Origin of the sequence: Streptomyces sp. NPDC050535 (genome assembly GCF_044457665.1) — a bacterium.
In the GTDB taxonomy this organism is placed as follows: domain Bacteria; phylum Actinomycetota; class Actinomycetes; order Streptomycetales; family Streptomycetaceae; genus Streptomyces.
This window is the reverse complement of the sequence record NZ_JBITHE010000007.1, coordinates 186,487-206,126: the sequence shown is the minus strand read 5'-3', so window position 1 is coordinate 206,126 and position 19,640 is coordinate 186,487. Positions and strand designations below refer to the sequence as shown.

Annotated in this window: 18 protein-coding genes; 7 read left to right on the top strand and 11 right to left on the bottom strand. The window is 68.7% G+C overall.

What is annotated here, in order from left to right; genetic code table 11:
- Positions 1-167: 167 nt before the first annotated feature.
- The 5 genes from mctP to ACIBLC_RS18395 form a co-directional block, all read right to left on the bottom strand.
- Positions 168-1,778 carry a monocarboxylate uptake permease MctP gene (mctP, locus tag ACIBLC_RS18415; RefSeq protein WP_399212012.1) on the bottom strand — a complete coding sequence of 537 codons (1,611 nt, stop codon included), beginning with the start codon at positions 1,776-1,778 and terminating at the stop codon, positions 168-170.
- The gene (locus ACIBLC_RS18410; protein WP_399212011.1) at positions 1,775-2,041 is read right to left on the bottom strand and encodes a DUF3311 domain-containing protein; all 267 of its coding nucleotides are present in this window, start codon (positions 2,039-2,041) and stop codon (positions 1,775-1,777) included. Before ACIBLC_RS18410 ends, mctP begins: the two co-directional genes overlap by 4 nt.
- 139 nt (positions 2,042-2,180) lie before the next feature.
- Positions 2,181-2,381 (bottom strand): YbdD/YjiX family protein, encoded by a 201-nt coding sequence (locus tag ACIBLC_RS18405; RefSeq protein WP_399212010.1) that lies wholly within the window; start codon positions 2,379-2,381, stop codon positions 2,181-2,183.
- On the bottom strand, positions 2,353-4,491 hold the full coding sequence (locus ACIBLC_RS18400; protein ID WP_399212008.1) for a carbon starvation CstA family protein: 2,139 nt from the start codon (positions 4,489-4,491) through the stop codon (positions 2,353-2,355). The genes ACIBLC_RS18405 and ACIBLC_RS18400 overlap by 29 nt, the downstream gene beginning before the upstream one ends.
- 148 nt (positions 4,492-4,639) lie before the next feature.
- The gene (locus ACIBLC_RS18395; protein WP_326720757.1) at positions 4,640-5,404 is read right to left on the bottom strand and encodes a GntR family transcriptional regulator; all 765 of its coding nucleotides are present in this window, start codon (positions 5,402-5,404) and stop codon (positions 4,640-4,642) included.
- Positions 5,405-5,809: 405 nt separating this feature from the next.
- Between ACIBLC_RS18395 and ACIBLC_RS18390 the strand changes: the two genes are divergently transcribed.
- The 4 genes from ACIBLC_RS18390 to ACIBLC_RS18375 all read left to right on the top strand — a co-directional run bounded on the left by ACIBLC_RS18390 (position 5,810) and on the right by ACIBLC_RS18375 (position 10,497).
- On the top strand, positions 5,810-7,087 hold the full coding sequence (locus ACIBLC_RS18390) for an extracellular solute-binding protein (RefSeq protein ID WP_399212006.1): 1,278 nt from the start codon (positions 5,810-5,812) through the stop codon (positions 7,085-7,087).
- 84 nt (positions 7,088-7,171) lie between these two features.
- Positions 7,172-8,161: a carbohydrate ABC transporter permease gene (locus ACIBLC_RS18385; RefSeq protein ID WP_399212005.1), complete on the top strand. Its 990-nt coding sequence runs from the start codon at positions 7,172-7,174 to the stop codon at positions 8,159-8,161.
- On the top strand, positions 8,158-8,988 hold the full coding sequence (locus ACIBLC_RS18380) for a carbohydrate ABC transporter permease (RefSeq protein ID WP_399212004.1): 831 nt from the start codon (positions 8,158-8,160) through the stop codon (positions 8,986-8,988). The genes ACIBLC_RS18385 and ACIBLC_RS18380 overlap by 4 nt, the downstream gene beginning before the upstream one ends.
- Positions 8,989-8,997: 9 nt before the next feature.
- On the top strand, positions 8,998-10,497 hold the full coding sequence (locus tag ACIBLC_RS18375; protein ID WP_399212003.1) for a glycoside hydrolase family 3 protein: 1,500 nt from the start codon (positions 8,998-9,000) through the stop codon (positions 10,495-10,497).
- A 182-nt stretch (positions 10,498-10,679) separates the two neighbouring features.
- Here the strand turns inward: ACIBLC_RS18375 and nagB are convergent, their stop codons facing one another.
- Together nagB and ACIBLC_RS18365 are read right to left on the bottom strand one after the other, a co-directional pair.
- Positions 10,680-11,465 carry a glucosamine-6-phosphate deaminase gene (gene nagB / locus ACIBLC_RS18370; RefSeq protein ID WP_399212002.1) on the bottom strand — a complete coding sequence of 262 codons (786 nt, stop codon included), beginning with the start codon at positions 11,463-11,465 and terminating at the stop codon, positions 10,680-10,682.
- A 225-nt stretch (positions 11,466-11,690) separates the two neighbouring features.
- Complete coding sequence (locus ACIBLC_RS18365) at positions 11,691-12,443, bottom strand: SDR family oxidoreductase (protein WP_399212001.1); 753 nt, start codon at positions 12,441-12,443, stop codon at positions 11,691-11,693.
- Between the two features lie 97 nt (positions 12,444-12,540).
- Between ACIBLC_RS18365 and ACIBLC_RS18360 the strand changes: the two genes are divergently transcribed.
- Positions 12,541-13,293: a TetR/AcrR family transcriptional regulator gene (locus tag ACIBLC_RS18360; protein WP_399212000.1), complete on the top strand. Its 753-nt coding sequence runs from the start codon at positions 12,541-12,543 to the stop codon at positions 13,291-13,293.
- A gap of 420 nt (positions 13,294-13,713) precedes the next feature.
- On the top strand, positions 13,714-15,189 hold the full coding sequence (locus ACIBLC_RS18355; RefSeq protein WP_399211999.1) for a sensor histidine kinase: 1,476 nt from the start codon (positions 13,714-13,716) through the stop codon (positions 15,187-15,189).
- A gap of 436 nt (positions 15,190-15,625) precedes the next feature.
- Here ACIBLC_RS18355 and ACIBLC_RS18350 read toward each other — a convergent pair whose 3' ends face one another.
- Both ACIBLC_RS18350 and ACIBLC_RS18345 read right to left on the bottom strand, forming a co-directional pair.
- On the bottom strand, positions 15,626-15,883 hold the full coding sequence (locus tag ACIBLC_RS18350) for a WhiB family transcriptional regulator (RefSeq protein WP_006380970.1): 258 nt from the start codon (positions 15,881-15,883) through the stop codon (positions 15,626-15,628).
- Positions 15,884-16,201: 318 nt separating this feature from the next.
- Positions 16,202-17,170, bottom strand: coding sequence for a diacylglycerol/lipid kinase family protein (locus ACIBLC_RS18345; protein ID WP_399211998.1), 969 nt, complete (start codon positions 17,168-17,170; stop codon positions 16,202-16,204).
- A 183-nt stretch (positions 17,171-17,353) separates the two neighbouring features.
- Between ACIBLC_RS18345 and ACIBLC_RS18340 the strand changes: the two genes are divergently transcribed.
- Entirely contained in the window at positions 17,354-17,800 is a 447-nt protein-coding gene (locus ACIBLC_RS18340) for a hypothetical protein (RefSeq protein WP_399211997.1), read from the top strand.
- Positions 17,801-17,822: 22 nt separating this feature from the next.
- Here ACIBLC_RS18340 and ACIBLC_RS18335 read toward each other — a convergent pair whose 3' ends face one another.
- Together ACIBLC_RS18335 and ACIBLC_RS18330 are read right to left on the bottom strand one after the other, a co-directional pair.
- Entirely contained in the window at positions 17,823-18,986 is a 1,164-nt protein-coding gene (locus ACIBLC_RS18335; RefSeq protein WP_399211996.1) for an RNA polymerase sigma factor SigF, read from the bottom strand.
- A complete protein-coding gene (locus tag ACIBLC_RS18330; protein ID WP_266454474.1) occupies positions 18,983-19,396 on the bottom strand; it encodes an anti-sigma regulatory factor in 414 nt (137 codons plus the stop codon). The genes ACIBLC_RS18335 and ACIBLC_RS18330 overlap by 4 nt, the downstream gene beginning before the upstream one ends.
- Positions 19,397-19,640: the final 244 nt, after the last annotated feature.

Below are 19,640 nucleotides of genomic sequence, written 5' to 3'. Positions count from 1 at the left end.
CGGACGTTCCGGCACGTCCCCTGCTGCCGGTGGGCATCATCCAGCCCGTCCGGCGTTTGAGGACAAGCGCGTTCAGCGCGATGCGGGGGTCTGGGGGCAGCAGCCCTCAGGAACAAGGGACGGGTAGGGGCGGAGGGGCGAAGAATCCCCCAGCCCCCACCCGGTGGTCAGTGAGTTGTTCCCGCCGTGGCCGGGGGGAGTTCCACCTGTACGCCCTTGTCGCCGGCGTCTGCCGTGTAGTCCTCGGGGGAGGTCTCGTCGATGCCGTCGGGAGCGTTGAAGGCGCGGAGGGCGAAGGTGAGGATCACCGTGACGGCGAGGTTCAGGACGAAGGCTGTCAGGCCGATGTAGCCGATTTCGCCGATGCCGGGGATCTCCTTGGAGCTGCCGCCGAAGTGTTTCTGGGTGGGGGAGGCGACGCCGTACGCGGCGATGGTGCCGTAGAGCATGCCGACGGCCCAGCCCGTGAGGAGGGCCCAGCGGTGGAACCAGCGGGTGAAGAGACCGCCCACCAGGGCGGGGAAGGTCTGCAGGATCCAGATGCCGCCCAGGAGTTGGAAGTTGATGGCGACCGTCTTGTCCATGGTGAGGACGAAGGCGAGGGCGCCGACCTTCACGAGGAGGGAGACCAGTTTGGAGACCTTGGTCTCCTGGGCGGGTGTGGCGTCCGGCTTGATGAAGTCCTTGTAGATGTTGCGGGTGAAGAGGTTCGCGGCCGCGATGGACATGATGGCCGCCGGCACGAGCGCGCCGATGCCGATGGCGGCGAAGGCCACGCCGGCGAACCAGTCCGGGAACATGTCCTCGAAGAGCTGGGGGATGGCGAGTTGGCCGTTCTCGACCTTGACCCCGGCCGCGATCGCCATGAAGCCGAGCAGGGCCAGCAGGCCCAGCATGAGCGAGTACAGGGGGAGGATCGTGGTGTTGCGGCGGATCACCTCGCGGCTGCGTGAGGAGAGGGTCGCCGTGATCGAGTGCGGGTACATGAAGAGGGCCAGCGCCGAGCCGAGCGCGAGGGTGGCGTACGTCCACTGGCCCGCCTCGGCCGGGACGATGCCGCCCGCGCCCGCCGCCGTGTACTTGTCGTTCGCCGCCTTGAAGATCTCGTCGAACCCGCCGAGCTTGACCGGGATGTAGATGATGGCCACCGCGATCACGATGTAGATCAGGGTGTCCTTCACGAACGCGATCAGGGCGGGGGCCCGGAGGCCCGAGGAGTAGGTGTACGCCGCCAGTACGCCGAAGGCGATGAGGAGGGGGAGGTCCTTGACGAACCAGTTGGTGTTCTCGCCGCCGCCCACGCCCATGACGTCCAGGACCGCCTGGATGCCCACCAGTTGCAGTGCGATGTAGGGCATCGTCGCCAGAATGCCGGTCACCGCGACTGCGAGGGACAGGCCCTTCGAGCCGAAGCGCCCTCTGACGAAGTCCGAGGTTGTCACGTAGCCGTGTTTGTGTGAGACCGACCAGAGGCGGGGGAGGAACGTGAAGATCAGGGGGTACACGAGGATGGTGTACGGCACGGCGAAGAAGCCCGCCGCTCCCGCCGCGTAGATCGCGGCCGGTACGGCCACGAAGGTGTACGCCGTGTAGAGGTCGCCGCCCAGCAGGAACCAGGTGACCCAGGTGCCGAACGACCGGCCGCCCAGGCCCCATTCGTCCAGGCTCTGTTCGTCGGCCGCCCTGCGCCAGCGTGCGGCCAGGAAGCCCATGACCGTGACGGCCAGGAAGAAGAAGATGAAGACGGCGAGTGCGACGCCGTTCACGCCGTCGTTCATGCTCCGGCACCCCTCTTGCGGGCGCGCTGGTCACGCTGCCACAGCTGGTACGCGATCACGGTCAGTGCGGTGGAGATGAGCACCCACAGCATCTGGTACCAGTAGAAGAACGGGATCCCGATGAAGGTCGGGTCCGTCTTCGCGTAGGAGCCCACCCAGAGCATCGCCACGAACGGGGCGAGCAGGCAGAGGGCGATCACCACGCGGACCGGTGTCACCACCGGCGGCACTGTCGGTGGCTTCTTTTCGGGCACATCTGACATACGGCGGCTCCGTCCCCTCACTGATCACCTGTGTAACGCGCAGGCAATCTAGGTGACGAAGTCCCTCAAGCGGAAGCCCTGTCCGCGTATCGGTCCGCAAACGGTTCGAGGGTGCCGCCGAGCGTGTTCTCAAGTGCCCTCAGCAGCAACGGAATCCCTGTCGGGGATCCTTCTCCTGGCGGTCCGTTCGCATTCTCTCGAATTCGCGCCGGGACGGGGCTGGGGTGTCCGGATGGTCCGCGCCGACGTGTGCGACATAGCGGTCGTACGCGGATTCGTCCGTCAACTCCCTTACGTACCAGCGCACCGAGCTAATCGCCCTGCGCAGCGCCGACCGCATCGAGCTCCTCCGCCTTCTCCTGCTTGGTCGGGATCAGCCCGGCCGGGGCGATGATCTTCGACTCCACGTAGGGCGTCTCGGTGAGGGTGGAGAGCGCGGGGCGGCGTATGTGGCGGACGCAGACCCGGGCCGCGTCCACGATCACGACGACGACCAGGACGGCGAGGACCGCCGCGAGGACGCCGTCCACCGTGGAGTTGGTGACGACCGTGTGCATGTCGTCCATGTTCTTGGCGGGCGGCAGGACCTTGCCCGCGTCGATGCCGTCCTGGTAGACCGAACGCTGCTTGAAGAAGCCCACGCGCGGATCGCTGGAGAACACCTTCTGCCAGCTCGCGGTGAGGGTGACCACCGCGTCCCAGACGAGTGGAATCCCGGTCACCCAGGCCCACTTGAGGCGTCCGGACTTCACCAGCAGTGTCGTGCAGACGGCCAGGGCCACCGCGGCGAGCAGCTGGTTGGAGATACCGAAGATCGGGAACAACTGGTTGATGCCGCCGAGCGGTTCGTGGACGCCGACCCAGAGGAAGTAGCCCCACAGGGCGCACACGATGCCGCTGGTGATGACGAGGCCGGGCTTCCAGCTCACGTTCCTGAAGGGCCGGTAGACGTTGCCCAGCATGTCCTGGAGCATGAACCGGCCCACGCGGGTGCCCGCGTCGAGGGCGGTCAGGATGAACAGCGCCTCGAACATGATCGCGAAGTGGTACCAGAAGGCTCTGAGGCTCCCTCCGGTGACCTGGGAGAAGATCTCCGAGACGCCGAGGGCGAGGGTGGGTGCGCCTCCGGTGCGGGAGAGCAGGGTCGCCTCCTCGACCTGTTCGGCCGCCTTCGCCAGGTCCGCGGGCGAGATGGTGTAGCCGAAGTTCGCGACCGCCTGGGAGGCCGACTCGACGGTGGTGCCGATGACCCCGGCCGGCGCGTTCATCGCGAAGTACAGGCCCGGGTCGACGATGCAGGCCGCGACCAGCGCCATCACGGCGACGGACGACTCCATGAGCATGGAGCCGTACCCGATCATCCGGATCTGCGTCTCCTTCTGGATCATCTTCGGCGTCGTACCGCTGGAGATGAGCGAGTGGAAGCCGGACAGCGCGCCGCAGGCGATGGTGATGAAGACGAACGGGAAGAGCGAGCCCGCGAAGACCGGTCCGTCGCCCCGCGAGGCGAAGTCCGTGACCGGGTCCATCTTGAGTGTCGGCAGCGCGATGACCACGCCGAGGGCGAGCAGCGCGATCGTGCCGATCTTCATGAAGGTGGAGAGGTAGTCCCGCGGCGCGAGGAGCATCCACACGGGCAGGATCGAGGCGATGAAGCCGTACGCCACCATCCAGATGACCAGGGTGGAGGGGGCGAGGGTGAAGGTGTCGGCCCACGACGACTCCGCGACCCAGCGGCCCGCGACGAGTGCGAGCAGCAGCAGCGCGACGCCGATCAGGGAGACTTCGGAGACCCGGCCCGGTCGCAGGACGCGCAGGTAGAAGCCCATCAGCAGGGCGATCGGGATGGTCATCGCGATGGAGAAGGTGCCCCACGGCGACTGCGCGAGCGCGTTCACGATCACCAGGGCCAGCACGCCGAGCAGGATGATCATGATGGCGAAGGTGGCGACCAGCGCGGCTGCCCCGCCGAACGGGCCGATCTCCTCGCGGGCCATCTGCCCCAGCGAGCGGCCGTCGCGGCGGGTGGAGAAGAACAGGACGACCATGTCCTGGACCGCCCCGGCGAAGATCACGCCGACGATGATCCAGATGGTGCCGGGCAAGTAGCCCATCTGCGCGGCCAGTACGGGGCCCACGAGCGGTCCCGCGCCCGCGATCGCCGCGAAGTGGTGGCCGAGCAGCACCCGCCGGTCGGTCGGATGGAAGTCGATGCCGTCGTTCAGCCGCTCCGCGGGGGTCGCCCGGGTCCTGTCGAGCTTGAGCACCCTGTACGCGATGAACTTGGAGTAGAACCGATAGGCGATGGCGTACGAGCCGAGCGCGGCGGCGACCATCCAGGCGGCCGACACCTCCTCGCCCCGCGAGAGCGCGAGTACGGACCAGCCCGCGCCGGCGACCAGCGCGACGAGGGTCCAGATGACGATGGATCGAGTGTTCGCGGTGCGCACCGGGTCGTCCTCCCGTCCATGCGATGACGGAAGGACCGTAGAGCAGCGGAGAGGAGTGGCGCTACACCTCTTGCACCACCCCAAGTGGTTTATTCCTGGGGGAGGTTGATACCGACCGACTTGGGGTGGTGACCGCTCCCGGAGGCCGCTACTCCTGCGGCCGCTTCAGGCGCGCCACGAACTTGTAGCGGTCCCCGCGGTACACCGACCGCACCCACTCCACCGGTTCGCCCTGCCTGTCGATCGAGTGGCGGGAGAGCATCAGCATGGGGAGGCCGACGTCGGTGCCGAGCAGGCCGGCCTCGCGCGGGGTGGCCAGCGAGGTCTCGATGGTCTCCTCGGCCTCGGCGAGGTGGACGTCGTACACCTCGGCGAGCGCGGTGTAGAGCGAGGTGTACTTGACGAGCGACCTGCGCAGGGCGGGGAACCGCTTCGCGGACAGGTGGGTCGTCTCGATCGCCATCGGTTCGCCGCTCGCCAGACGCAGGCGCTCGATGCGCAGGATCCGGCCGCCCGCCGAGATGTCCAGCAGGCCGGCGAGGGTCTCGTCCGCGGTGATGTAGCCGATGTCCAGGAGCTGCGAGGTGGGTTCGAGGCCCTGCGCGCGCATGTCCTCGGTGTACGAGGTGAGTTGGAGGGCCTGGGAAACCTTCGGCTTCGCGACGAACGTGCCCTTGCCCTGGATGCGCTCGAGGCGGCCCTCGACGACCAGCTCCTGGAGGGCCTGGCGCACGGTCGTGCGGGAGGTGTCGAACTCGGCGGCCAGAGTGCGCTCGGGGGGCACCGGGGTGCCCGGCGGGAGCGTCTCCGTCATGTCGAGCAGGTGTTTCTTCAGGCGGTAGTACTTGGGCACGCGCGCGGTACGGATGGGGGCCCCACCCTCGTTCTCCGCACTGCTGACGTCGGTGCTCATGTTCTGCCTTCCCGGCTCCGGTGCCGAAGCGGCCGACCTGTCCGATCGGTCACGGCTCACATCGTGGCACGGCTTGCCGTGCGAGTGTCCCCCCGCACGCTCCGTGATCCCCTCTATATACCGTCGGCGTTCCTGGTTGGTCTAGTCCACCGCGCGCGTAAGTGGCCGCCCACGTGCGTGAACAGGGCTGCCTGTTATGCCGCTTACCTACTTAAAGGTCCTTGCATATGTCGGTCCCATAACGTCCGTCTGGGCGGGCTTACACACCCTTGACACCCCTCTAGGTCTAGGCCAAGCTCCCCGTACTGGTCTACACCATTGGTCCAGGTCCCAGTCCCACGGGCAGTACTCGGCGTATGTCACGCGGTGGGCAGGGGGGATTGTGGCATCCCTGAGGAGGATGGCGTGAAGCGCAAGCTGATAGCCGCGATCGGTATCGCGGGCATGATGGTCTCGGTCGCGGCGTGCGGGGGCGACGACAAGGACAGCGGCGGCAAGACCGCCGCCGATGGCTTCAAGGGCGAGACCCTGACCGTCTGGGCCATGGACGGCTCGACGCCTCCCGGCTGGACCAAGGACCTCACCGCGGCCTTCGAGAAGCAGACCGGCGCCACGCTGAAGTTCGAGACGCAGCAGTGGAACGGCATCCAGCAGAAGATCACCACAGCGCTCTCCGAGGAGAACCCGCCGGACGTCCTCGAGGTCGGCAACACGCAGACCCCCGCCTACGCGGCCACCGGCGGTCTCGCCGACCTGTCCGGCCTCAAGTCGGAGATCGGCGCCGACTGGACCGAGGCCCTCAACGCGTCCTCCGTCTTCGACGGCAAGCAGTACGCGGCCCCGTGGTACTTCGCCAACCGCGTCGTCATCTACAACAAGAAGGTCTGGGCCGACGCCGGCATCACGGAGACCCCCAAGACCCGCGACGAGTTCTTCAAGGACCTCGAGGCCATCGAGAAGAAGACCAAGGCCGAGCCGATCTACCTGCCCGGCCAGAACTGGTACTTCTTCGACGGCCTCACCATCGGCCAGGGTGCCGACCTGGTGAAGAAGGAAGGCGACAAGTACGTCTCCAACCTCGCGGACCCCAAGGTCACCGCGGCCATCGAGATCTACAAGAAGTACCAGGCCTTCTCCAAGGCCCCCAAGGACAAGGACGAGGCGACCCCCCAGCAGGCCGAGGTGTTCGCCAAGGGCGACGTCGGCGCCTTCATCGGCATGGGCTGGGAGGCCGGTACGGCCATCGCCGCCAACAAGGACATCGAGAAGAACATCGGCTACTTCACCATCCCCGGTGAGACGGCCGAGAAGCCCGAGGGCGTCTTCCTCGGCGGCTCCAACTTCGCGGTGGCCGCGGGCAGCAAGAAGCAGGAGCTCGCCCAGGAGTTCCTGAAGCTGGCGCTGTCCGACAAGTTCGAGGGCGCGCTCGCCAAGGAGAACGGCGTCATCCCGAACAAGGAGTCGCTGCAGTCCAACCTCACGGCCAACCCCGCCGCGGTGGCCGCCGCACCGGCCGCGGCCTTCGGCGGCACCACGCCGCTGATCCCCGAGTGGGCCGCGGTGGAGAACGCTCCGAACCCGATCAAGACCTACATGACCGCCGTGCTGAACGGTAAGTCGCCCGCCGAGGCGGCCAAGCAGGTCGAGGACGAGATCAACAAGCGTCTCTCGCAGACGAGCTGATCGCCCGCGCACCGGGGCGTCCCGCAGTCGGGGCGCCCCGGCGCCGTGGTGCATGACCAGTAGGGCCACAGAGAGATGGCGAGCATGTCAGTGCAGACCGAACGCGCGGACGCGGTCCCGGCGGCCGGGACCGGCAAGACCGGCGCACCCCCTCCGGGCGAGGAACGGAACCCGACGCGGAAGCGAGGCGGCGCGTCCGCCCCCTATCTGCTTCTGCTGCCCGCGTTGGCGGCCACCGCGGTGCTCCTCGGCTGGCCATTGGTGAAGAACGGCATGCTGTCGTTCCAGAACCTCAACCCACGGCAGCTGATCCTCCACCTCACCGAGTGGAACGGGATCGACAACTACCAAGAGGTCCTGTCCGGCTCGGACTTCTGGAACGTCGTCGTGCGGACGATCGTCTTCACCGCCGCGAACGTCGTTCTCATCATGGTGCTCGGCACCCTCGTCGGCCTGCTCCTTGCCCGGCTCGGCAGGCGCATGCGGCTGACGCTGCTGCTCGGCCTGGTGCTGGCCTGGGCGATGCCGATGATCGCGGCGACCACCGTCTACCAGTGGCTGTTCGCCCAGCGCTTCGGCGTCGTCAACTGGATCCTGGACAAGCTCGGCTGGCACTCCATGGCCGACTACAACTGGCTCGGCAGCCAGTTCTCCACCTTCTCCGTGGTCACGCTGCTGATCGTCTGGCAGTCCGTCCCGTTCGTGGCGATCAACCTCTACGCCGCGACGACCACGATCTCCAAGGAGCTGTACGAGGCAGCCTCGCTGGACGGCGCCGGCGCCTGGAAGTCCTTCACCTCGGTGACCTTCCCGTTCCTGCGGCCGTTCCTGTGGGCCACGACCTTCCTTGAGATCATCTGGGTCTTCAAGTCGTTCACGCAGCTCTTCGCGATGAACCAGGGCGGCCCGGACCGCCTCACCGAGACCCTGCCGGTCTACGCCTTCGTCGAGGGCGTCGGCAACCAGCACTTCGGCATGGGCGCGGCGATCTCGTTCCTCACCATCCTGATCCTGCTGGGCCTGACCGCGTACTACCTCCGGACCGTCATCAAGCAGGAGGAGGACGAGCTGTGAAGCGCTCCCTGATCGGCCGCCTGTGGCCCAACGCGACGGCGATCGTCCTCTTCGTGATCTGCGCGTTCCCCGTCTACTGGATGTTCGCGACGGCCTTCAAGCCGACCGGCGACATCATCTCCGAGACGCCGGTCTTCTTCCCGACCGACGTGACCCTGGAGCACTTCAGGACGGCGATGGACGCCGACCACTTCTGGACGCTGGTCGGCAACTCCCTGACCGTCACGGTGCTTTCGGTGCTGCTGTCCCTCGTCATCGCGCTGTTCGCGTCCTTCGCCCTGGCGCGGATGCGGTTCCGGGGACGGCGCGGTTTCGTTCTCACGTTCATGATCGCGCAGATGGCCCCCTGGGAGGTCATGGTCATCGCGGCCTACATGATCGTGCGCGACGCGGACCTGCTGAACAGTCTGGTCCCGCTGACCCTCTTCTACATGATCATGGTGCTGCCCTTCACCATCCTGACGCTGCGCGGCTACGTCGCCGCCGTGCCGAAGGAGTTGGAGGAGTCGGCCATGGTCGACGGCTGCACCCGCACCCAGGCCTTCATCAAGGTGATCTTCCCGCTGCTCGCGCCCGGCCTGATGGCCACCTCGCTCTTCGGGTTCATCACCGCCTGGAACGAGTTCCCCATGGTCCTCATCCTGAACAAGGACATCGAGGCCCAGACCCTCCCGCTGTGGCTGAACAGCTTCCGGACGGTCTTCGGGGACGACTGGGGGGCCACCATGGCAGCGTCCTCGCTCTTCGCGGTACCGATCCTGATCCTCTTCGTCTTCCTTCAGCGCAAGGCCGTCAGCGGCCTCACCTCAGGCGCTGTGAAGGGATAACGCCACCCGATGACGACAATCGCCAGTGGTACGGACACGCTCACGCGCGACGCGCTGACCGTCCTCCAGCCCGGCTTCACCGGAACCACCGCCCCCGACTGGCTGCTGCGGCGGCTGGGGGAGGGCCTGGCCTCGGTCGGCCTGTTCGGCCGCAACATCGCCTCGCCCGACCAACTCGCCGCCCTGACCGCCCAGTTGCGCGCCGAACGTGACGACGTGCTGGTGGCCATCGACGAGGAGGGCGGGGATGTCACCCGCCTGGAGGTCCGCACCGGCTCCTCCTTCCCCGGCAACCACGCCCTGGGCGCGGTCGACGACGTCTCGCTGACACGCGACGTCGCCTTCGAACTCGGCCGCCGCCTGGCCGTGTGCGGGGTGAACCTCAACTGGGCACCGTCGGCGGACGTGAACTCCAACCCCGACAACCCCGTGATCGGCGTACGGTCCTTCGGCGCCGACACCGACCTGGTGGCCCGGCACACGGCCGCCTACGTCACCGGACTCCAGGCGGCGGGCGTCGCCGCCTGCACCAAGCACTTCCCCGGGCACGGCGACACGGCGGTCGACTCGCACCACGCGCTGCCGCGCATCGACGCGGCACGGCCGGTGCTCGACGCCCGCGAACTCGCCCCGTTCCGGGCCGCGATCGCCGCCGGGACGCGCGCGGTGATGAGCGCGCACATCCTGGTCCCGGCCCTGGACCCCGACCACCCGGCCACCCTCTCCCGCCGCATCCTCACGGGCCTGCTCCGCGAGGAACTCGGCTACGACGGCCTCATCGTCACCGACGGCATGGAGATGCGGGCCATCGCCGCGGCCTACGGCATCGAACGCGGCAGCGTCCTCGCCATCGCCGCCGGCGCCGACGCGATCTGCGTGGGCGGGGGCCTGGCGGACGACGACACCGTACGTCTCCTGCGCGACGCCCTGGTCTCGGCGGTACGCACCGGCGAACTCCCCGAGGAACGCCTCGCGGACGCGGCGGCGCGGGTGCGCGCCCTTGCCCGGTGGACCGGTTCCGCCGCGGCGGCCGCGTCGGGTCCCGCCGGTGTCCCGGACGGACACGCCGAGGTCGGACTGGTCGCCGCGCGCCGGGCGGTCACGGTGACGCGCGCCGAGTCGCACGTCCCGGTCACCGAAGCGCCGTACGTCGCCCTGCTCACCCCCGTCGCCAACATCGCCGTCGGCGACGAAACCCCCTGGGGCGTGGCGGCTGAACTCAACCGCCTGCTCCCCGGCACGGAGACCGGCAGCTTCGCCGGCGAGGACGCCGCCGTCGTGGCGCTCTCCGTCGCGGGCCCCCGCCGCATCGTCGCCGTCGTCCGCGACGAACACCGCCACCCCTGGATGGCGACGGCCCTCGACACCCTCCTCGCCGCCCGCCCCGACACGATCGTGGTCGAGATGGGCGTACCTCAGGCTCCGCCGAGGGGTGCCCCGCACATCGCCACCCACGGCGCCGCGAGCGTGTGCGGCCGTGCGGCGGCGGAGGTCATCGCGAGGGAGTAGCCGGTGGGTTCGTCGTTCCGCGGGCCTGTGGTTCCGTAGGCCCGTCGATCCCTGGACAGAAGGTGCCGGGGCGCCCACGGGGGGCGCCCCGGCACCTTCGTACCTCCGTGTCCGTGTCCGCTCCGTACGTCTACGTCCGTGTCCGCGCGGATGCGGTGGATGCGGCGGATGCGGTGGGATCCCTAGATGCCCTGCCAGTCGGGCTTGTTCGCGAAGGTGTGCCGGAAGTAGTCCGCGAGCTTCAGCTTGGACGCCGCGGCCTCGTCCACGACCACGGTGGCGTGCCGGTGGAGCTGAAGGGCCGAGGCCGGGCAGACCGCGGCGACCGGTCCCTCCACGGTCGCGGCGACGGCGTCCGCCTTGCCCTCGCCCGTCGCGAGCAGCACCAGGTGCCGGGCCTCGAGGATCGTGCCGATGCCCTGCGTGATGACGTGCTGCGGCACCTGCTCGATGTCACCCTCGAAGAACCGCGCGTTGTCGACGCGGGTCTGCTCGGTCAGTGTCTTGATGCGGGTCCGGGAGGCGAGTGAGGAGCACGGCTCGTTGAACCCGATGTGCCCGTCCGTCCCGATACCGAGCAGCTGGAGATCGACTCCGCCGGCCGAGGCCAGCGCGGTGTCGTAGGCCTCGCACGCGGCCCGTATGTCCTCCGCCGTACCGTCCGGTCCCAGGAACGCCTCCAGGCCCAGCCCGAGCGGCTCGAGCACCTCCCGGCGCAGCACCGAGCGGTAGGACTCGGGATGCTCGGCGGGCAGCCCCACATACTCGTCGAGCTGTGCGATGCGCGCCCGCGAGGCGTCCACGGCACCGGCGCCCACCTTCGCCGCCAGCGCTTCGTAGATGGGCAGCGGAGTCGAGCCGGTGGCCACACCGAGCAGGGCGTCGGGCTTGCGTCGGAGTAGCTCCGCCATGGCCTCGGCGATCAGCTCGCCGCCCGCCTTGGCGTCCGGGACGATGACAACTTCCACGCTGGGCCTGCCGATCTGAGAGGGGACTCGACTGGAATCCAAAGAAGGACACATGTGGTATAGACCAATCTAGCAGAGCCTCGCCAACTCATCGTGTCCAACCCTCGCCGTTCCCGCACCCCGCACGGCTGTCCAGGCCGTGCCCGCACCCCACGTCTCGCCAAGTCGTCGCCGCACTCCGCACGGCCGTCCAGGCGGGAGCCCCCCAGGGCCGAAGGGCCGGACCTACGTCAGCGAACCCCCCGTCGCGTCCACCCAGCTGCCCGTCACCCATCGCCCCGCGTCCGAGGCGAGGAACGCCACCACATCCGCCACCTCTGCCGGGGTCCCCACCCTGCCCAGCGCGGATATCGCCGCCGCCCGGGCCCAGGCCTCGTCGCTCGCGCGCAGGAACCCGGCGTTGCTCTCGGTGTCGATGATGCCGGGCGCCACCGAGTTCACGGTGATGCCCCGGGGGCCGAGGACCTTGGACAGGTCGCGGGTGAAGACGTCCAGGGCGCCCTTCGTCATCGCGTACGCCATCTTGTCCGGCATCACCGCGGTCCGCGCGAGGCCCGAGGAGATGTTGATGACCCGCCCGCCGTCCCGCAGCCGGACGAGGCCGTTTCGGACGATGAAGTGCGGCGCCTTCACGTTCACCGCGAAGACCCTGTCGTACTCCTGCTCGTCGATCTCGCCGAGCGCTCGCGACGTACCGATCCCAGCGTTGTTCACCAGGATGTCCAGCCCGCTCGCGTGCCGGTCGAAAGCCTCCCAGAGGGCCTCCGCGTCGCCCGGCAGGCCGAGCTCCACTCCGATCGCGAACGCCGATCCGCCCGCCGCCTCGATCGCGGCGACCGTCTGCTTCGCGGCCGCCTCATCGCTGCCGTAGTGCACGGCCACCCGCGCGCCGTCCCTCGCCAGCCGTTCGGCGATGCTCCGCCCGATCCCCTTGCTGCCGCCCGTGACGAGTGCCGTCCTGCCCGTGAGCACACCCATGTCGACGCCCCCTTCGCATTTCTCTAGTGGTCGCTACAGAAAAAACCGTACAACAGGCCGCCGACATTTCTCTAGCACTCGTTATAAAATCCACCCCATGGTGAGCAGGCAGGCGAGCGGGCGGCGGGCCGGGCCGGACGACGGATCGCACGGCGGATCGGACGGCGGGATCGACACCGAGGTCGGCGGCGGGGTCGGCGGCGGGGTCGGCGGTGGGACGGACGGCCGGGCGGGCGGCGGGTCCGAGGTCAAGGCGGTGGCCAAGCAGCGCGGCCGTCCCCGTTCCTTCGACCGCGAGACCGCGCTGGAGAAGGCGATCCTGGCCTTCTGGGAGCACGGGTACGAGGGGACCTCCGTCTCCGACCTGACCCGTGTCATGGGCATCGGCGCCCCGAGCCTGTACGCCGCGTTCGGGGACAAGCGCTCGCTCTTCGACGAGGTGGTCCGGGCATACGGCACGAAGTACGGCTCGTTCGGTGAGCGCGCCCTCGCCGAGGAACCCACGGCCCGGGCCGCCGTGCGGCGGATGCTGCGCGAGGCGGCGGCCGAGTACACGGATCCGGACCACCCGCACGGCTGTCTGGTCATCCACGCGGCCACGAACTGCACGTCGCCGGAGGTCGAGGAGTCCCTGCGCACGCGGCGCAACGCCAACATCGCCGCCTTCGAGAGTCGTATAAGGGCGGGGATCGCCGCAGGTGAGCTGCCCCCGGACACCGACGCGGCGGCGCTCGCCCGGTACACCGGGGCGCTGATCCAGGGGATGTCCCAGCAGGCCCGTGACGGTGCCACCAAGAAGGAGCTGACGGCCCTCGCCGAGCTCGCGATGGCGATCTGGCCCCCATCGTGAACCGCGGCGGGCTAATCTGCGTGGTGGATGCTGGCGGTTGTTGGACAAGCGGATGTCGGACAAAGAGACAGCGGCGAACATCCGTCCACACGCGGACGCGGGCACCATGGACGCGGGCGCATGGTCTAGTCCACAATGCTTGGTAGGACTTCAAGAGCCTCAACTGAACAAGCCTCCGCCTTCCCCGCACAGGAAGGCGGACCGAGGAACCGGAGCTCTCTGCCCTGACTGCTCCGGCTCCTCTCTTCGGCCGATCGGGACCGCACACCCCGTGGCCGTTGTTGCTCCGGGCTGCGGTGCCGGGAGGGCTGAGGGTCCCTCTCAGGCGCCGCGGCCCGCGGGTGTCTCCGGGCCCCTTGGGCGGCCCCCGCGGACGGCTGATTTCGGGCCCTGTCGTATACGCCGGGTACGCTCGCACATGTGCCCTCCATGAACGACCTCGTCCGCCAGCACACCGCCCTCGGTGACACCGACCTCGAGTGGCTGCATCTGCTGGTCTCGGAGTGGCAGTTGCTCTCCGACCTCTCCTTCGCCGACCTCGTCCTGTGGGTCCCCACCCGCGACGGCACCCGCTATGTCTCCGTGGCTCAGATGCGGCCCAACACCGGCCCCACCTCCTACCAGGACGACATGGTCGGCCACCTCGTCCCGCGCGGCCGCCGCCCCCTGCTGGACGTCGCGCTGGACGAGGGCAGGATCGTGCGCGAAGGCGATCCGGAGTGGCGGGAGGAGGTCCCCGTCCGGGTGGAGTCCATTCCCGTACGGCGTGAGGGGCGGGTCCTCGGCGTCATCGCCCGCAACACCAACCTCCTCACCGTGCGCACCCCGAGCCGGCTGGAGCTGACGTACCTCCAGAGTGCCTCCGATCTCGCCCAGATGATCGCGGCGGGTTCCTTCCCGTTCACCGACCACCAGGTCGACATGGACGCCTCGCCCCGTGTCGGCGACGGACTGATCCGCCTCGACGCGGACGGAATCGTCCAGTACGCGTCACCGAACGCGCTGTCGGCGTATCACCGCCTCGGCCTGGCCGCCGACCTGGTAGGGCACAACCTCGGCTCGACCACGGCCGAACTCGCCCCGTCCCGGGGGCCGGTGGACGAGGCGCTGGCCAAGGTCGCCAGCGGCTGGGCGCCCCGCGAGTTCGAGATCGAGAGCGGGGAAGGTGTGATCCAGCTCCGCGCGATCCCGCTGAAACCCAAGGGAACTCGGGTCGGTTCCCTGGTACTGCTGCGTGATGTCACCGAACTGCGGCGCCGCGAGCGCGAGTTGATCACCAAGGACGCGACCATCCGGGAGATCCATCACCGGGTGAAGAACAACCTCCAGACGGTGGCGGCACTTCTGCGGCTCCAGGCCAGGCGGATCGAGTCCGACCGGGGCCGGGAGGCTCTGGAGGAGGCCGTGCGCCGGGTGGGATCGATCGCGATCGTGCACGAGACGCTGTCCCAGAACCTGGACGAGCGGGTGGAGTTCGACGAGATCGCCGACCGGGTGCTCGCCATGGTCGCGGAGATCTCGCCCGGCAAGGTCACCGGCCGGCGCACCGGCCGCTTCGGGATTCTGGACGCCGAGGTCGCGACCCCGCTCTCCATGGTCCTCACCGAGATTCTGCAGAACGCCCTGGAGCACGGCTTCCGCGAGGGCGACCGCGGCACGGTCGAGGTCTCGGCGGTCCGCGGCGGCACCAGCAAGGACGCCCGGCTCCTGGTCACCGTCCAGGACGACGGGGTCGGTCTCCCTGAGGGCTTCGACCCGCACCGCTCGGGGAATCTGGGCCTCCAGATCGTACGGACTCTGGTGGAGGGCGAGTTGGGCGGCACGTTCGACATGGTGGCGGCACCGGAGCGCGGGACTCAGGTGATCCTGGACATCCCGGTCCGGGCGCAGAAGTAGCGGAAGCCGTAGGAGTAGCGGAAGCCGTAGGAGTAGCGGAAGCCGTAGGAGTAGCGGAAGCGGCAGGAGTGTCAGGAGTAGCGGCGGCAGCAGGACCAGCGGAAGTAGCGGGACCCGCAGGACTGGCGGAACCCGCAAAAGTATGAGGAGCGGCGGAAGCAGTGCAAGCGGTCGCGGCAGCCACACCGCAATCGGCCCCCACAGCACAACCGACCAATTCCTCCACGCAATCCACGCAAACGCAAAGAGCGTGAACCGTCGGAGCGAGCGGCTTCGGCGCATGACAGTGGCCCCGGACCAACTACTGGTCCGGGGCCACTGGTTGAGCTCTACGCTGCTATGCGCATCGGGGGTACTGCGCGCTGCGGCTCGGGGGCGGGAGATGCGTACTCGCTGTACGCGCCGCCAACCATCAGGCCCGTTGCGGGGTGGAGCGTCAGGCGGTGGCCTGACGGGCTCGGTTGCGGGCAGCGCGGCGCTTCATCGCGCGACGCTCGTCCTCGCTGAGGCCACCCCAGACGCCGGAGTCCTGGCCGGACTCGAGCGCCCACTGCAGGCACTGCTCCATGACGGGGCAGCGGCGGCAGACGGCCTTGGCTTCCTCGATCTGCAGCAGCGCAGGACCGGTGTTGCCGATGGGGAAGAAGAGCTCGGGGTCTTCCTCGCGGCAAACGGCGTTGTGACGCCAGTCCATGGCTGCTACCTCTCCTTGGTATTACATGCACGTTGCTTGTGAATGTGAACGCTTTCACGAATCCCTCAACAAGTGAAGGGCCGACTGTCAGATGACCTGACGTGGTCCTGAGTTTTGAGGAGGGGTTCTGGCTCTTCGTGGGGCCGATGTTGCGGGCCGTCCCGAGCGCCACGTAGAGACTCGCAAACCTCAGCGGCGGATACAACCCCTTCTGGAAAGTTTTTTTTGATTCCTCGGTGTCGACTAGGTCACAGCCGTACTTCCATGGGGTGGACCCTGGTCTAAACGTTCGAGTGAAAGGACTTTGGGGTCTTCCACTCACACAATCACACGCAGTGCACGGCGAACGCCTGTGAACGTCACGCTCGTGCGGAGTCCGAGGTGGTCGCCGTCCATCTGGAGGGGGAGTGGAGCCTTCGAATGCAAGGTGAAGTCCGTCAGATCGTGCAGGGACACCGCGTGCTTGCCATGGGGGCCGCGTTCGGGGGACGAAGTGAGCAACTGGGTGGCATACCGGGCAATCGAGGGGGTCGACATGCGGCTGAGGCCGAGTACGTCGAGGCCGGTATCGAACGAGGCCTTAGGCGAGGCGTACACCGGACGATTGCCGAGAAACGTCCATGGGGACGTGTTGCAGATTATGGAGAGGATCAGATCGGCGACCGGGTCCCGACCGGGCCTCTCCAGGGTGATCGTTCCGTGTCTGCGGTGCGGGTCGTCCAAAAACTGCCGTAGTACTTGGCGCAAATACAGGGCGTGCGTGGAGCGTTTGCCGCGCTCCCGCTGCTGCTCGACCCGGCCGATCACGCCCGCGTCGAAGCCGAGGCCCGCGCAGAAGGTGAACCAGCGGGAGGGTACGGACTCGTCCTCGGTGCCCGGGGTGCCGGCCGCGAGGCCGAGGCCGATCGTCCGCTCCCGCTCCTCGCGCAGCGCGTCCAGCAGGGCGCCGGTGGCCTCGACCGCGTCGTTGGGCAGTCCCAGGGCGCGGGCGAAGACGTTGGTTGAGCCGCCGGGGACCACCGCGAGACGGGGCAGGCCGGCCGGGTCGGGGCCGCGGTGCAGCAGGCCGTTCACCACTTCGTTGACCGTTCCGTCGCCGCCGAGGGCGACGACCAGGTCTATGTCGTCACTGTCCGCGGCCTGCCTGGCGAGGTCTCTGGCGTGCCCGCGGTACTCGGTGGTGACGGCGTCCAGCTTCATCTCGCTCGCCAACGCGTGGATCAGGACATCGCGCGTGCGCGCACTTGTGGTGGTTGCCGCCGGATTGACCACGAGAAGTGCACGCATGCGATGCAGAGTACCCACTCGGCGGTACTCGACTCGGGCCGAGTAGGGATCAAGTAAGAGTCCTGGCCGTGAGCCTGGCCACGTGGAGCGACGGGTCGTACGGGCCGACGCGGGTCCTGGAGTCCTTCGCGGCGGGGTCACCGGGGCAGTCGGCCGGCCGGGACCGGACGCTACTCTTCAGAGGTGAGCCGTGAGCAGAATCCCACTCCAGACACTCCCTCCGCAGAACCCCGCCCCGGGCGGCTGACCGCCGCGGCGGCGCTGCTCGCGCTGGAAGGGCTCGTGCTGGCCGCGGGGGGTGTCTACGTGCTCGTACTGGGCCTCACGGGCGACCCGGACGACCGGCAGCAGGCCGTCACCGGGGGTGTGACGCTGATCGTGCTCGCCCTGTTGCCGCTGCTCGCCGCGCGCGGGCTGCTGCTTCGCCGCGGCTGGAGCCGGGGCCCCGCGGTGGTCACCCAGATCATGGCGCTGCCCGTCGCCTACAACCTGCTCCAGGCCGACAGCCTGGCGATCCCCGGAGGCATCGCCCTGGCGGTCGTCGCGGTCACGGCCCTGGTGCTGCTGGTGAATCCGGCGACGACCCGGGCGCTGGGAATCCAAGGCCCGGGCGGCGTCCAGGAGAAGTAGCGGACCCCGCCGGAGCGCGGTCCTACTCCTCGACGAGCAGCTTCTCGCGGAGCTGGGCCAGGGTCCGGGCCAGCAGCCGGGAGACGTGCATCTGGGAGATGCCGACTTCCTGGGCGATCTGCGACTGGGTCATGTTGCCGAAGAAGCGCAGCAGCAGGATGCGCTTCTCGCGGGGCGGCAGGTCCTCGAGGAGCGGTTTGAGGGACTCGCGGTACTCGACCCCCTCCAGCGCCTCGTCCTCGGAGCCCAGGGTGTCCGCGACGGCCGGCGACTCGTCGTCGGTGTCCGGAACGTCCAGGGACAGCGTGGAGTACGCGTTGGCGGACTCCAGGCCCTCCAGGACCTCCTCCTCCGAGATGCCGAGCTTCTCGGCCAGCTCGTGCACCGTGGGGGACCGGCCGTGCTGCTGCGACAGCTCGGCCGTGGCCGTGGTGAGCGCCAGGCGCAGCTCCTGGAGGCGGCGCGGGACGCGCACCGCCCACCCCTTGTCACGGAAGTGCCGCTTGATCTCACCGACCACCGTCGGTGTCGCGTAGGTCGAGAACTCGACGCCGCGCTCCGGGTCGAAGCGGTCCACCGACTTGATCAGGCCGATGGTGGCGACCTGCGTGAGGTCGTCCAGCGGTTCACCGCGGTTGCGGAAGCGGCGCGCGAGGTGCTCGACGAGCGGCAGGTGCATGCGGACCAGCTGGTTGCGCAGCTCCGCGTACTCGGCACTGCCGTCCTTCAGCTTGCGCAGTTCGATGAACATCGTCCGCGCCGCGCTGCGGTCCTGGGGGTCGTGCCGGATGTGCTGGGCGCTCGGCCCGTGCTGCGCGCCCTGCACGCTCTGCGCCCCCGGTTTGTCGTCTCGCTCGTGCTCGCTCATAGTCCCGCCCGTCACCGTTCCCCGAGCTCTCGGCTCTGCTCGAGCGGGGGAGGCTCCGAGCAGTCCTTCTGCGGACGAGCTCGGTGTGGCAGCCTCCGGATCCCGTTGCCCGTCGCCCTGGCCGGAGAGCTTCTCCCGTTCGTCCTCGTCGACCGGCGCGGTCTCCGCGGAGGCCGCGCCGTCCTCCGGGTGCGGCCGGGCCTGCTCGGGGATGCCGTCGACGCCGTCAGCGATGTGCCGCGGCCCGTCCACGAACCCGGCGGGAAGCTCCCGTGTGCCGCGCTCTTCGTCCCGCACCGGCCCGTCCCCGTTCCTCACGCCGGCCCGGGTCCCGCGCCGCGCTGTTTGTAGAGGCTGATCGTCACGGTCTTGTCCTCGGCGACGGTGGACTCGACCTTGCCCGCGAGGGCGGAGAGGACGGTCCAGGCGAACGTGTCCCGCGCGGGGGCGTGACCGTCCGTAGTCGGAGCCGAGACCGTGACCTCCAGTGAGTCGTCGATGAGCCGGAAGACACAGCTCAGCACCGAACCGGGGACGGCCTGTTGCAGCAGGATCGCGCAGGCCTCGTCCACCGCGATGCGCAGGTCCTCGATCTCGTCGAGGGTGAAGTCCAAACGGGCCGCGAGTCCGGCCGTGGCCGTACGCAGCACCGACAGGTAGGCGCCCGCGGCGGGCAGCCGGACTTCCACGAAGTCCTTGGTCGCGGGCTCGCCTGCGATCTGGGACACCCTCACCTCCATGGTGGTACAAGCTCTTCAGGGGGGCCGAGGGTCGCCCCCCGGGGTAACGCGCTAGGTGGTTCAGCGGTGACGCTACCGCGCTCCCAAGTTTCCTGTCCCGGGGACCCCGCCCCTTGCTGTCACTCATAGTAAGCATATGAGTACGGACAGTGGCTAGGGGTCTGCGGCCCCAATTAGGAAGAGAACGCGCCGGGTTGACGTACCCAGGCGTCAGACGGTCGAACCGTCCGGA